This window comes from Fontibacillus forbon (assembly GCF_046559655.1).
Lineage (GTDB): Bacteria > Bacillota > Bacilli > Paenibacillales > Paenibacillaceae > Fontibacillus.
On sequence record NZ_JBKGFV010000011.1, the window covers coordinates 1 to 12494 of the forward strand.

Annotated in this window: 13 protein-coding genes, 10 tRNA genes and 1 rRNA gene; 21 read left to right on the forward strand and 3 right to left on the reverse strand. The window is 50.7% G+C overall.

The features are described 5' to 3' along the window. The first annotated feature begins 181 nt into the window (after positions 1-181). From rrf to yajC, 20 genes are all read left to right on the forward strand, one after another. Positions 182-298: ribosomal RNA gene (rrf, locus tag ACLB09_RS24865) — 5S ribosomal RNA — on the forward strand. Between the two features lie 7 nt (positions 299-305). Then, a tRNA-Asn gene (locus ACLB09_RS24870) sits at positions 306-378 on the forward strand. 74 nt (positions 379-452) lie between these two features. Beyond that, positions 453-527, forward strand: a tRNA-Glu gene (locus ACLB09_RS24875). A gap of 26 nt (positions 528-553) precedes the next feature. After that, positions 554-629, forward strand: a tRNA-Val gene (locus ACLB09_RS24880). Between the two features lie 23 nt (positions 630-652). Further along, positions 653-726 (forward strand) — tRNA-Met (locus tag ACLB09_RS24885). A 33-nt stretch (positions 727-759) separates the two neighbouring features. Next, positions 760-836, forward strand: a tRNA-Asp gene (locus tag ACLB09_RS24890). Between the two features lie 24 nt (positions 837-860). Then, positions 861-936 (forward strand) — tRNA-Lys (locus ACLB09_RS24895). 16 nt (positions 937-952) lie between these two features. After that, a tRNA-Gly gene (locus tag ACLB09_RS24900) sits at positions 953-1027 on the forward strand. A gap of 6 nt (positions 1028-1033) precedes the next feature. Continuing rightward, positions 1034-1110, forward strand: a tRNA-Arg gene (locus ACLB09_RS24905). A 16-nt stretch (positions 1111-1126) separates the two neighbouring features. Then, a tRNA-Leu gene (locus tag ACLB09_RS24910) sits at positions 1127-1206 on the forward strand. 5 nt (positions 1207-1211) lie between these two features. Next, a tRNA-Pro gene (locus ACLB09_RS24915) sits at positions 1212-1285 on the forward strand. Continuing rightward, on the forward strand, positions 1263-1637 hold the full coding sequence (locus ACLB09_RS24920) for a hypothetical protein (RefSeq protein WP_410772521.1): 375 nt from the start codon (positions 1263-1265) through the stop codon (positions 1635-1637). The genes ACLB09_RS24915 and ACLB09_RS24920 overlap by 23 nt, the downstream gene beginning before the upstream one ends. Next, positions 1600-2145 carry a BofC C-terminal domain-containing protein gene (locus tag ACLB09_RS24925; RefSeq protein WP_410772522.1) on the forward strand — a complete coding sequence of 182 codons (546 nt, stop codon included), beginning with the start codon at positions 1600-1602 and terminating at the stop codon, positions 2143-2145. The genes ACLB09_RS24920 and ACLB09_RS24925 overlap by 38 nt, the downstream gene beginning before the upstream one ends. 235 nt (positions 2146-2380) lie before the next feature. Next, positions 2381-2884, forward strand: coding sequence for a crossover junction endodeoxyribonuclease RuvC (gene ruvC, locus ACLB09_RS24930; protein ID WP_410772523.1), 504 nt, complete (start codon positions 2381-2383; stop codon positions 2882-2884). Further along, positions 2881-3501, forward strand: coding sequence for a Holliday junction branch migration protein RuvA (gene ruvA / locus ACLB09_RS24935; RefSeq protein WP_410772524.1), 621 nt, complete (start codon positions 2881-2883; stop codon positions 3499-3501). Before ruvC ends, ruvA begins: the two co-directional genes overlap by 4 nt. Positions 3502-3537: 36 nt before the next feature. Then, on the forward strand, positions 3538-4542 hold the full coding sequence (ruvB, locus tag ACLB09_RS24940) for a Holliday junction branch migration DNA helicase RuvB (protein WP_410772575.1): 1005 nt from the start codon (positions 3538-3540) through the stop codon (positions 4540-4542). Positions 4543-4587: 45 nt separating this feature from the next. Further along, on the forward strand, positions 4588-6684 hold the full coding sequence (locus ACLB09_RS24945; protein ID WP_410772525.1) for a SpoIID/LytB domain-containing protein: 2097 nt from the start codon (positions 4588-4590) through the stop codon (positions 6682-6684). Positions 6685-6697: 13 nt separating this feature from the next. Next, positions 6698-7726: a tRNA preQ1(34) S-adenosylmethionine ribosyltransferase-isomerase QueA gene (gene queA / locus ACLB09_RS24950; protein WP_410772526.1), complete on the forward strand. Its 1029-nt coding sequence runs from the start codon at positions 6698-6700 to the stop codon at positions 7724-7726. A 24-nt stretch (positions 7727-7750) separates the two neighbouring features. Beyond that, positions 7751-8887, forward strand: a complete 1137-nt coding sequence (gene tgt, locus ACLB09_RS24955; RefSeq protein ID WP_410772527.1) for a tRNA guanosine(34) transglycosylase Tgt — start codon at positions 7751-7753, stop codon at positions 8885-8887. Between the two features lie 37 nt (positions 8888-8924). After that, the gene (gene yajC, locus ACLB09_RS24960) at positions 8925-9224 is read left to right on the forward strand and encodes a preprotein translocase subunit YajC (protein WP_410772528.1); all 300 of its coding nucleotides are present in this window, start codon (positions 8925-8927) and stop codon (positions 9222-9224) included. Between the two features lie 110 nt (positions 9225-9334). Here the strand turns inward: yajC and ACLB09_RS24965 are convergent, their stop codons facing one another. Further along, positions 9335-9613 carry a phosphatase PAP2 family protein gene (locus ACLB09_RS24965; RefSeq protein ID WP_410772576.1) on the reverse strand — a complete coding sequence of 93 codons (279 nt, stop codon included), beginning with the start codon at positions 9611-9613 and terminating at the stop codon, positions 9335-9337. After that, complete coding sequence (locus ACLB09_RS24970) at positions 9544-9936, reverse strand: TIGR04086 family membrane protein (protein WP_410772529.1); 393 nt, start codon at positions 9934-9936, stop codon at positions 9544-9546. The genes ACLB09_RS24965 and ACLB09_RS24970 overlap by 70 nt, the downstream gene beginning before the upstream one ends. A 196-nt stretch (positions 9937-10132) precedes the next feature. Between ACLB09_RS24970 and ACLB09_RS24975 the strand changes: the two genes are divergently transcribed. After that, entirely contained in the window at positions 10133-10843 is a 711-nt protein-coding gene (locus tag ACLB09_RS24975) for a DUF421 domain-containing protein (RefSeq protein ID WP_410772577.1), read from the forward strand. A 2-nt stretch (positions 10844-10845) separates the two neighbouring features. On the opposite strand, the gene spoVB is transcribed toward ACLB09_RS24975, so the two are convergent. Continuing rightward, the gene (spoVB, locus tag ACLB09_RS24980) at positions 10846-12453 is read right to left on the reverse strand and encodes a stage V sporulation protein B (RefSeq protein WP_410772530.1); all 1608 of its coding nucleotides are present in this window, start codon (positions 12451-12453) and stop codon (positions 10846-10848) included. Positions 12454-12494: the final 41 nt, after the last annotated feature.

Sequence of the window (12494 nt, forward strand, 5' to 3'; positions counted from 1 at the left end):
AGGCCTGAGGTGGAAGTGCAGCAATGTATGGAGCTGACAGGTACTAATCGGTCGAGGGCTTATCCAAAACAACTCCAAAAAGTGGCGTCAGGCTGAACAAGCCGATAGGAGCACTTGAGGAGACTAAGACGCAAATTCACGTTTCGTATCCAGTTTTCAAGCGATTAAGACGCTTGAACCGTTTGGTGGCGATGGCGGAGGGGTTCCACGCGTACCCATCCCGAACACGACCGTTAAGCCCTCCAGCGCCGATGGTACTTGGACCGAAGGGTCCTGGGAGAGTAGGACGCCGCCAAGCATAATGTTCCCTGATAGCTCAGTTGGTAGAGCACTCGACTGTTAATCGAGTTGTCACAGGTTCGAGTCCTGTTCGGGGAGTCAACTCCCCAGAAAGTGACGAATGGCTTTGAAGCATATTCCGATTACTTTCTGGGGACCCCAAAATAAATTATGGCCCGTTGGTCAAGGGGTTAAGACACCTCCCTTTCACGGAGGTAACAGGGGTTCGAATCCCCTACGGGTCACCATTTTTCTTAATAAGTGCATTACATATGGAGGCTTAGCTCAGCTGGGAGAGCATCTGCCTTACAAGCAGAGGGTCGGGGGTTCGATCCCCTCAGCCTCCACCATTAACTTAATATCTTTTTACTGACGCGGGGTGGAGCAGCCCGGTAGCTCGTCGGGCTCATAACCCGAAGGCCGCAGGTTCAAATCCTGCCCCCGCAATTATCCCTTTAAGGGATGGAAAATTACTAGTGTGGAGCCGTGGTGTAGAGGCCTAACATGCCTGCCTGTCACGCAGGAGACCGCGGGTTCGAATCCCGTCGGCTCCGCCATTTTCATCTTAGATTCGCTTATGCGAGCCATTAGCTCAGTTGGTAGAGCACCTGACTTTTAATCAGGGTGTCGAAGGTTCGAGTCCTTCATGGCTCACCAGTTTTATTATTAGTTTGCGGACGTGGCTCAGCGGTAGAGCATCGCCTTGCCAAGGCGAGGGTCGCGGGTTCGATTCCCGTCGTCCGCTCCATAATATGCGCCCTTAGCTCAGCTGGATAGAGCGTTTGACTACGAATCAAAAGGTCAGGAGTTCGAATCTCTTAGGGCGCGCCATTTTTTAATTGTATAGGCCGGTGTGGCGGAATTGGCAGACGCGCGCGACTCAAAATCGTGAGGGAAACCGTGGGGGTTCGAGTCCCTTCACCGGCATATATCGGGACGTAGCTCAGCTTGGTAGAGCACCTGGTTTGGGACCAGGGGGTCGCATGTTCAAATCGTGTCGTCCCGATCAAAGACAGTCATCGCAGATGGCTGTTTTTTTATTGTTTTCTGAAATTTTGCCTCAAAGAAGCAATGCGGTGCTTAATGCAGATGAACTTATCGAGATCCTTTTCGGATGTTGTATATTTCCACCCTTTGGCGGTCACAATATACATAAAATTCCGAATGAAGGGGATCCCCGTGAATATTTTTCATATCAGAAGGCAGCTCAGAAAACGTTGGAGACGATGGAAACGGGCTATTTGGACCATTGGGGCTTGCGTCTTGGTGGCATTGATGGCATGGCTAGGCATGCTCCTGTCAGAACAAATGGAGAAGCTGATGATGAAAGAACCGCTTGTCCTGGAAACGTTCGGTAAACTGGAAGATCAGTTAGCGGAGGAATCCTCGCAAGATTGGCTGGAGAAGCTCCGTGAATCCAATCAAGTCCGAATCGTTCATTTGAATAAAATATATACCTGCGGTGAAGAAAATTTGGTGCTCGGATTGATGAAACCGACGGAAATTAGTCAATTAGCCAGAGAACACCCTGCTTGGAACGGCCGGCTCGCCCCGGGCGGCGATGTATGGTTCGACGAGCATGTTCAAGGGCTGTCCGACATTTGCCAGCGCGAGGGCTACGTGGGCATCGACAAAAACGGGAATTTGAGTCTTTTTGAGGGCCCGCCGAAGCAGGAAAAGGTGATTCGTACTTTCTTTCAACTTGATGTAGAAACGATGGAAAGCGCGCTTCCTTCGGAAGTGCTGAAACAGCTGAACAGCGGCATACGAATTCAGGACGTTGAAGAATATAACAGTGTGTTATCCACCTTTAGCGACTTTGCCGTTGAAGCATCGGAAAAAACAATGCAACATACCGAACAGTAGGGCGTATAAGCTTAGAGACGTTAAAATTAACGTCTCTTTTTGCTGTGTTCAATTTTGATGCAATTGTGGGCGGATTACTTTTAGGCAGGTATACAAACTTTTTCCTCAATAACAGTAATCTTTTGTTATAATAAAGTGAATACATATGTTCGCTTATCAGGACATAAAGCCGGACCTTTGCAATCTAACGTTAAAGGTTTCGGAAGACTTGAGCAGGTTGGGGAGAGGTTGAACTTTGCGAATATTGGGAATAGACCCCGGAATCGCTATTGTTGGTTTCGGATTTATTGATAAGCAAGGAAGCAAATGTGTTCCGGTTCAATACGGCTGCATTCAGACGGAGGCACACACGCCCGAAGAGGAACGTTTGCTTCATGTGTATGAAGGCATGGTCCAACTGATCGACAAATATAAACCGGATGCGGTAGCGCTGGAGAAGCTGTTTTTTAATCGCAACGTAACGACCGCGATGTCGGTTAGCCAGGCACGGGGCGTCATGATTCTGGCTGCGATGCAGAAGGGGCTCCCGGTGTCGGAATATACGCCGATGCAGGTAAAACAGGCGATTGTTGGTTATGGGAAGGCTGAGAAAAGACAGGTACAGGAAATGACCAGGATGTTCCTGAAGCTTCAGGCGATCCCGAAGCCGGATGACGTAGCGGATGCGCTAGCTGTAGCAATTTGCCACGCTCACTCCTGTACATTAAATTCCAAATTGAATGAGGTATTGAGGTCATGATTGATTTTTTACGGGGCCAGGTTGCCCATCTTGAAAGTGAATACGTTGTGCTGGACGTCAACGGGGTAGGGTATCGCGTTTTCTGTCTGAACCCGTATGCCTTCTCGGCCAAAAATCAGGAGACAGTTACGGTGTATACGCATCATCATGTACGTGAAGATGCTATTTTGCTGTTCGGGTTTTCGACCCGGGAGGAGCAGAAGCTGTTCCGTAAGCTGATCGAGGTGTCGGGGATAGGCCCCCGCGTGGCAATGGGGATTTTAAGCGGCGGCAACCCGGATACGGTAGTGGCTGCGATCCATCAGGAGAATATTTCATTCTTGACAAAGCTGCCAGGTATCGGCAAAAAAACTGCGCAGCGCATGATCCTGGATTTGAAGGACAAGCTGGAGGGCATGGGTGGCATGGCTTCCTTGTTCGATCCCGAACCGGCTGCTGCTGCGGCTTTCCAAGACGGCAATCCGGGCTGGCCTGAGGCTAGAGAAGGATTGAAGGCGCTTGGATACACCGAAACGGAACTGGACCGGGTATGGAGCAAGCTGAAGGATCAGGTGAGTCAAGACGAAGCTGTCGATTCGGTTATGAAAAAGGCCCTCAAGCTGCTGTATGCAGGTTGATAACAGGCCGGGAGAAAGAGGTGCTGGAAAGCGATGATGGATGACCGGATCATATCCGCGAACTTGATGATGGAAGACCAAGCCGTCGAGCTGAGCCTGCGTCCCCGCTATTTGGCGGAGTATATTGGGCAAAATCAAATCAAAGAGAATTTAAAAATATATATTGAAGCCGCAAAGATGCGGAAAGAAGCGCTGGATCATGTCCTGCTATATGGACCTCCCGGACTTGGCAAAACGACGCTGGCCAATATTATCGCCAATGAGCTGGGCGTAAATCTGCGGACGACGTCTGGCCCAGCCATCGAACGGCCGGGTGATCTTGCCGCTTTGTTGACCAATCTACAGGAAGGCGATGTCCTGTTTATCGATGAAATCCACCGGTTGCACCGGACCGTGGAAGAAGTTCTTTATCCGGCGATGGAGGATTTCGCGCTGGATATTATGATCGGTAAGGGCCCAAGCGCCCGTTCCGTCCGGCTTGATCTGCCTCCATTTACGTTGGTTGGCGCTACAACCCGCGCAGGTCTGCTGTCAGCTCCGCTACGCGACCGCTTCGGGGTAGTCAGCCGCCTGGAGTTTTACACGCAGGACGAGCTTAGCTATATTGTTTCGCGCAATGCCGATATTTTGGGGATTGAGATTATCGGTGATGCCGCGGATGAAGTCGCGCTCCGATCCCGGGGAACGCCGCGGATCGCGAATCGCCTGCTGAAGCGGGTAAGGGATTATGCTCAGGTTCGGGGCGACGGGATGATCACCCCTGAAATCGCCAGAGAAGCTCTTCAGATGCTTCAGGTTGATCCGATGGGGCTGGATATGATCGATCATAAGATGCTTCGTGCCATGATTACGAGTTTCCGGGGCGGCCCCGTAGGACTCGATACGATCGCGGCAACGATTGGCGAAGAAAGCCAGACGATCGAGGATGTATACGAGCCTTATTTACTGCAGATCGGATTCTTGCAACGGACGCCGCGGGGACGGGTTGTGACTCCGGCGGGGTACCATCATTTAGGCTTACCGATTCCGGATGAAAAATAAAAGAAACATGAAATAAGCTTGGCATCATGAAGGAGGAGTAACCGCGTGAGATCAACGTTATCGGGATTCAAATGGAGCAGATGGGGAAAAGGAATCATTGCCGGAATACTGCTGGCCGGCGCGATACAGCTTCCGGCATCGGCGGATTCGGCCACTGGCACTCATGTTCGGGTAGCCATGTATCTGGATCTCGGCAGTACCTATAAATCGACCGCACCGGCGGTTACTATAAAGGCGGATTCGGCCTGGGGCGCAGGACCGCGGACGGGAGCGGAGAACTGGATTCAACTAGCTCCCGGGCAATCCGCTCGCTTTAGTGTAGACGGATATAAGGTAAAAGCGCTGGAAAGCACGGACTGGAAGACGGTGTCGGCAGCGGTCAAAAAATTGCAGGGAACGACCGACAAACCTGTGGCGTTTGCCCGCAATAGCACAGAGGGAACGGTGTACGAAATTTATACGGGACCCTATGCCAACGCCGCTGAAGCCCAAAAAGCCGTTGATAGAGTCGCCGGCTCCGTGTCGGCCTGGCTAAAAGGCCAAAAGCCGTCGGTTCATGGCAATTATTATGTTTCGGCCGGCAGCTTCGGCAGTCAAGGAGAAGCGCAGGCTGTTCTGAGTACATTAAACACCTCCGGGGCGGGGGCCTTTGTGGTTATGACGGGACCTCAGCAGTATGCGGTCTGGGTGGGGGGCGCTGCCAATGAAACCGAGCAGGGTACGCTACAAGCTCAATTGGCTCAGACATTTCCGCAAATAGCCTGGTCGCCTGTTTCGCAAGGGGGAGCCGCGATCATTCTTCGCAGCGATGTAACGCTGAACCTGGATAGCCCGGTACCCGTTGATCACTATGAGCTTAGCGGCAATGATGCGGCTCTCCTGATCCGTGATGGCGATGATTCTCTGCTCCAGCTTGTCGAACGTTCCGGACGCAAATACCGCGGCGATTTTGAAATCAGCCGGTATAACGGACAGCTCGCGCTCGTCAATGAGGTCCAGTTGGAACAATATCTTTACTCGGTCCTTGGGGCCGAGATGTCGGCCTCCTGGCCTCAAGAATCGTTGAAGGCGCAAGCGGTTGCCGCCCGGAGTTACGCGTTGTATAATGCTTCTCTTAATAAATTCAAGATTGCCGGTCTGGTGGATACGACGTTAAGTCAAGTTTATAATGGGACCGAGAAAGAGGCCGACAGCATTGCCCAGGCCGTAGACAGTACGGCCGGCGAAGTGATGATGGCGGACGGGAAAATCGTTGAAGGGATTTTTTCCTCCAACAGCGGCGGAGTGACCGCGGATTCCACGGAAGCATGGAACAGCTTCAACTCCGTGTATTCCAGCGTACCGAGTAAGGAAGATGAGGTAACGCAGGCTTCTTTAAAATCATGGTACCATGTGCTTCTATCGAACGGCGCGACCGGTTATGTACGCGAGGACAATACGGCCATGTCCGGAGGGACCACGGCAGCGGGTTTAAGCAAACTGACGGTGACCACCAGTTCGGTCATGGTTCGGCCGCTTCCGTTAATTCAGTCCGATGTGGATCCCGTAGCCAAGCTGAATCCGGGAGATCAAGCCATTGTGCTTGATAAAGTGGATGAATCGAGCGCCTACTCCTGGATTCGGGGGCCTTATAGCTCGGCAGAATTGCTGAAGTCGTTAAAAGGCAAAACAGCCACCGAATTTTCCTCTCCGATCGTGAATCTCGAGATTACCCAAAGAGGACCCTCGGGTCGGGTAATCCAGATTAAAGCGAATGGGCAAATCCTTGATGTGAAATACCCGGATGCTTTCCGTTCGGCGTTAAACGGACTGCCCAGCACCCTGTTTGATATTGCCGCTACCGGAAGGTATACTGTACAGAGTGCCGGAGGCGTAACCGCAAACGGCACGGCAGCCTCGGGCACTCCGGTGCTGACGTCATCCGGCGTCAAAACCTGGACCGGAGGCAGTATGGTTGTTATGGACGGCAACGGAGTTGCCCGCGTCATCGATCAAAGCAACGAATTTTTGTTCGTCGGCAAAGGATACGGTCATGGAATCGGCATGTCCCAATGGGGCGCCAAGGGAATGGCTGATGCGGGGTATGATTACCGGCAAATTCTGCAACACTACTATCAAAATGTGACAATAGTCAAGGAATGAAGGCGTACTGATTATGAATGTGGACTTGTATGATTTTGAGCTGCCGGAAGAATTAATTGCCCAGACTCCGCTCGTGGAGCGGAGCGCTTCGCGGCTGCTGACTTTAAATAAGCAGGATGGCGGCATCCGGCATCAACTTTTCTCGGATATCGTGGAATACTTGCAGCCGGGAGACACATTAGTCTTAAATGACACCCGGGTTATTCCGGCGCGCTTGTTCGGCGTCAAAGAAGATACAGGGGCGAAGGCGGAAGTTCTTCTGCTCAAAAACCTGGGCGACGATCGCTGGGAGGCGCTAGTGAAACCCGGCAAAAAACTGAAAATCGGCGCGATTATTGTTTTTGGCGATGAGCTGAAAGCCACGATCGAGTCGGAAGGGGATATGGGTGGACGAGTCCTTCGCTTCGCTTATCAAGGGATCTTCAATGAGATTCTTGACAGGCTGGGGCAAATGCCTTTGCCGCCATATATAAAGGAAAAGCTGGACGACCGTGAGCGGTATCAGACGGTTTACTCCAAACATGAAGGATCCGCAGCTGCACCGACGGCCGGTTTGCATTTTACCGAGTCCTTGCTGGAGGAAATCCGGGCCAAAGGCATAGACATCGCTTTTGTAACGCTGCATGTCGGGCTGGGAACTTTCCGTCCGATGTCCGTCGATCGCGTTGAGGATCATGTGATGCACGAGGAGTATTATGTTCTTCCGCAGGAAACGGCGGATCTGCTCAACGAAACCAAAGCCAGAGGCGGCCGCGTCATCGCGGTGGGAACGACCTCCGCGAGAACGCTGGAGACGGTCGCCCGGAAATGCGGCGACGGACCCGTCGTGAAAAGCAGCGGCTGGACGGGCATTTTTATATATCCCGGTTATGAATTTGGCCTGGTGGATGCGATGATCACCAATTTTCATCTTCCCAAGTCAACGCTGGTCATGCTTGTCAGCGCGCTTGCGGGGCGGGACAATATATTAAAGGCGTACCAGGAAGCGATCGAACGGAAATACCGGTTCTTCAGTTTTGGCGACGCCATGTTTATTTACTAAGGCTACAGAGGATGGATGATAACAATGGCAGCGATAACTTATGAACATATCAAAACATGTAAACAGTCCGGAGCAAGATTGGGTCGGGTGCATACGCCTCATGGCACGATTGAAACGCCGGTATTTATGCCGGTAGGGACTCAGGCTACCGTTAAGACGATGAGCCCGGAAGAATTGAAAGAAATGGATGCCCGGATCATTCTTAGCAATACCTATCATTTGTTCCTGCGTCCGGGTCATGAACTTGTCCGGGAAGCCGGCGGGCTTCACAAATTTATGAACTGGGACCGCGCTATTTTGACCGACAGCGGCGGGTTTCAGGTGTTTTCGCTTAGCGAAATGCGCAAAATTACGGAGGAAGGCGTTCACTTCCGCTCTCACTTGAACGGGGATAAGCTGTTTTTGTCACCGGAAGTGGTGATGGAAATCGAAAACGCGCTCGGTCCGGATATTATGATGGCCTTTGACGAATGCGCCCCGTATCCCGCCGACTACGATTATGTAAAAAAATCGATGGAGCGGACCACCCGATGGGCGGAGCGCTGCCTGAAAAGTCATGCCAGACCGCATGATCAAGGGCTGTTCGGGATCGTTCAGGGCGGCATGTTTGAAGATTTGCGAAAGCAAAGCGCCCGAGATTTGACTTCCCTGGATTTTCCGGGGTATGCTATTGGTGGACTGAGTGTGGGCGAGCCCAAACATCTCATGTATGAAATGTTGGAGTGTACGGTGCCGCTGTTGCCGTCAGACAAGCCCCGTTATTTGATGGGGGTAGGTTCTCCCGATGCTCTGATTGAAGGGGCGATTCGGGGAGTCGATATGTTTGATTGCGTCTTGCCGACACGGATTGCCCGTAACGGAACCACGATGACAAGTCAGGGCAGACTGGTTGTCCGTAACGCTCAGTATGCCAACGATTTTGGACCATTAGATCCGGAGTGCGGATGCTATACTTGCCGGAATTATTCCCGCGCTTATCTCCGTCATCTTATTAAAGCGGATGAGACGTTCGGTCTTCGGTTGACTACATACCACAATCTGCATTTCCTGATCAATCTGATGGGCAAGGTCCGTCAGGCTATTATGGATGACAGACTTTTGGACTTCCGGGATGAATTTTTTGAGCAGTATGGTCTGATTGGCAATGAAAAGGGATTTTAATGGAACCACGCTATAAATTTGAAAGGAGGAAGGATGTATGTTTCCATTAGCAGCAGGCACACCAAGCGGAACCGGTTCGTTGATTTCGTTTATCGTTCCACTCGTAATTATGTTTGCCGTGTTTTATTTCTTGCTGATTCGTCCTCAGAAGAAAAAACAAACTACCCGCAATAATATGCTCAATTCGCTTCAAAAAGGCGATAAGATCGTCACGATCGGCGGGTTGCACGGCACGATCCTGGAACTGGCCGACGATGTCGTGGTATTGCGCATCAATGATACGACGAAAGTGACTTTCGACCGCAGTGCGATCAGTCACCGAGTTTCGGAAAGTTAGGATAAGCGAATAGCAATATTAAAGCCGCGAAAGCCTCAACTGAGGTTTTCGCGGCTTTTTCGCCATTATGCAGAAATAAGAACACGGGCATCATAGCTGCGATTCCAGCGTCAGGCCCATTTGAGAGCGGGCGTAGAGGAGGCGCCGGCAAGGAATAACCCTCCCAGCATATCACTGAGCCAGTGGATTCCTAAATAGAAGATGGAGAACACGATAATGACAGCGCTGATCGATGCGAAAAATCCCCATCTGCGGTTACCCGAGCGAACCGCCAGAAAAGCTATAGTGATTGAGATGGAGGTAGAAGTTTGCAGTTCTTTTACTTCTTGTTCAAATTCACCCCGAAAACCCCGCCGATGCCTCCCAGTAACAGCGCAGGCACGACTAATGCCAACTCGCCAAGCCCCAGTGAATTATCCAAGGCCAAAAAGCTGATCAAGAGCAGCAGAATTCCATAAATCAGGCCTGTAATCGATCCCTGGTATAACCCTTTTTGTTTGGCGCGTTTTCCGGACACGACTCCGCCAGCAAGCAGCGATACACCATGGACAATATAAGTGTACAAAGACAGATTTTCTTCTTCCAAAATGTTGGACTGCAAAAGCAGGGACAAGACAAAAGCGCCGACCATCATCCAGAAAAAAGCGTACCATAAACCGGATAAGGTGGGATGGGATAGTCCGAAAGAACCCAAACGTCGAATGAAATGCATAAGTGATCCTCCATTCAAGTCTTGATATCCCATTTTATGGCCAAGCTTCTGGCGATATGACAGAAATAACATAATTTAAGGAATATATTGTTTGGCATGGAATGTGATGACCGAGGCCAGAATACCAGTACACCCTTGACTTATAAGAACGACAATTGCAGGGAGGGGAAATGCTGTGGTGGCACACCTGTCGGGTATGATTTTTCGTACATTGCTTATGTATGTAATGGTGTTCGTGGTCATGAGAATCATGGGAAAAAGAGAAATCGGCCAACTGTCTATTTTTGACCTCGTTATTTCCATCATGGTTGCCGAAATTGCGGTTATTGTCCTGGAGGATCAAAACCGTCCGTTGTATGACGGTATCGTGCCTATGATCATTCTGCTGCTGATTCAAATCGGCATCGCCATTCTGTCCTTGCGGTTTCGCAAGCTTCGCCTTTGGTTTGACGGAAAACCCAGCGTAATTATACGCAATGGCGATATCAATCAAGAGGAAATGAAGAAGCAACGCTATAATATGGATGACCTTCTCATGCAATTACGCTCCAAAAATATAGATAGTATAGCCGATGTGGAATTTGCGGTGCTTGAAACCAGCGGGCAACTCAGTGTTCTGCCCAAAGAACAAAATGAAAGCTCTGAAAATGTTCCCGTCGGCAAAGCGTATAAAAAGCGGGATTCGGCATTGTCATCTCTGGTTCCTAAAGTAAAATACGAAGCTCTTCCTTTACCGCTCATTCTGGATGGGAAGGTAGATGATAATAGTCTGATGCAAATCGGAAAAACCCGGTTCTGGTTAAAAAATCAAATTCAATCCAAGGGGATTCATGATTTTAAGGATGTGTTCTTCTGCTCTATCGATCATAAAGGAAGGCTTTATATCAACCCCAAAAATTTCCCCTGAACTCATCCCCGGAACCACTTGCGGAGAATGGGAAGCCGTCTGATGTCATGCAGGTCGATCAATCCCATGATTCCGGCAAGAAGAATATATAGAACCGTCGATACGAAGGCTGCGGAAATGAATTGCAACCAGAGGCTATCGCTGAACGCAAAATTATTGTAAAGATAGGTAGCCGCTCCAGCCATAATGACCATTCCGCAGCAAACCTTCACTATATCCAACACCGGCAGACGGTAATGGATGGTTCGGTACACACTGTACCCGTGCAATAAAGTTACAATCACAAAATTGACTATGATCGCCAGAATCGCTCCGTAGATGCCAAATTCGGGATTGGAAGCCAAGTAGAAGATTAAAACGATCTTTATGACGGCACCGACCAAGGTATTAATCAATGCTCGCCCAGGTTTGTCCAGCGCCTGCAATGTCGCCTGAAGCGGTGCTTGCGCGTAAAGAAAAATCGCGAACGGTGCCATGATTTTCAGCATTCCAGCAATCTCGGTGTTGTTGTAGATCAGCAAACACAAGGGTTCTGCCAAAACATACATAATGGCTGCAAAAGGTGCGCCGGTGACCAGCGCTAGCCGAATCGACTGATGCAGCCGAAGGTGAATGGTCTTTATATCGCCCCTTGCTTGGGCATCCGCAAGCGAAGGGACCAACGAGACGGCAAGGGAGGATGTGAGCGCACCGGGCAGGAGGAGAAGCGGAATAATCATCCCTTGAAGCGCTCCGTATTGGGAAGTTGCCACGGCGGTTGCAATTCCGGCGATGGCCAGGCTTTGCGCCGTTGTGATCGATTCCAGCAAATAGGACATGGATCCGACCAACCGACCGCCGGTGACCGGGATGGCAATTCGCATAATTCTGCGAAGCATAGGCATGAACGGCAAGTTGTCCTTGGGCGTCAACACATCGGCGGGACTGGAACCCTTAGCGGAAGCGGGATCAGAACTTGAACCGGAGCTATTCTCCCGACGCCGAAGCAGCCGATACTGCCAGAGCAGTACCGCCAATCCCGCGACTTCACCCGCTACAACCCCCAGCATGGCTCCCGCTGCTGCATACTCAATGCCCATCGGCAGCAATAGATAGGAAAACCACAGGACGCAGATAATTCTGGCAATTGTTTCCAAAATTGAGGAGGCGGCGGAAGGGATCATGTCCTGCTTCCCTTGAAAATAACCGCGATATACCGAAGAGATAGAGACGATAGCAATCATCGGGCTCATGGCGACAAAGGTTTGATAGACCCGAGCGTCCGTCAAAATATAACGGCTGGCAAGCGGAGCTCCTGCTATACACAACACTGTAAATAATATTCCCGCTCCCGCAGCGAAGATCAGGCTCGTCCGCAGAACGTTTTTCGAACGTTCGGGGTTTCCGGACGATTCCGCTTCGGCTACCAGCTTGGCAACGGCCAAGGGAATCCCGCCGGAAATGATCGTGACCAGGACAAGAAAAAACGGATATCCCAGCTGATAAAGTCCAACGCCTTCCGATCCGATGATCCGGGGCAACAGTATCCGGGGGATGAACCCTAGAATACGGTTGACGATACCGGCAGCCAATAGGATCATGGTGCCTTGGATAAAGGTTTGTTTGTTCAAAATGGTTCCCTCTCTCCCGAAAGAAGCGATATATCCAGCAA

Bases quoted from the DNA above. Each gene is read 5' to 3' on its own strand.
- ACLB09_RS24920 (WP_410772521.1), top strand. From the start codon at position 1,263: ATGTTCAAATCGTGTCGTCCCGATCAAAGACAGTCATCGCAGATGGCT.
- ACLB09_RS24925 (WP_410772522.1), top strand. From the start codon at position 1,600: ATGATGAAAGAACCGCTTGTCCTGGAAACGTTCGGTAAACTGGAAGAT.
- ruvA (WP_410772524.1), top strand. From the start codon at position 2,881: ATGATTGATTTTTTACGGGGCCAGGTTGCCCATCTTGAAAGTGAATAC.
- ruvB (WP_410772575.1), top strand. From the start codon at position 3,538: ATGGATGACCGGATCATATCCGCGAACTTGATGATGGAAGACCAAGCC.
- queA (WP_410772526.1), top strand. From the start codon at position 6,698: ATGAATGTGGACTTGTATGATTTTGAGCTGCCGGAAGAATTAATTGCC.
- tgt (WP_410772527.1), top strand. From the start codon at position 7,751: ATGGCAGCGATAACTTATGAACATATCAAAACATGTAAACAGTCCGGA.
- yajC (WP_410772528.1), top strand. From the start codon at position 8,925: ATGTTTCCATTAGCAGCAGGCACACCAAGCGGAACCGGTTCGTTGATT.
- ACLB09_RS24970 (WP_410772529.1), bottom strand. From the start codon at position 9,936: ATGCATTTCATTCGACGTTTGGGTTCTTTCGGACTATCCCATCCCACC.
- ACLB09_RS24975 (WP_410772577.1), top strand. From the start codon at position 10,133: ATGATTTTTCGTACATTGCTTATGTATGTAATGGTGTTCGTGGTCATG.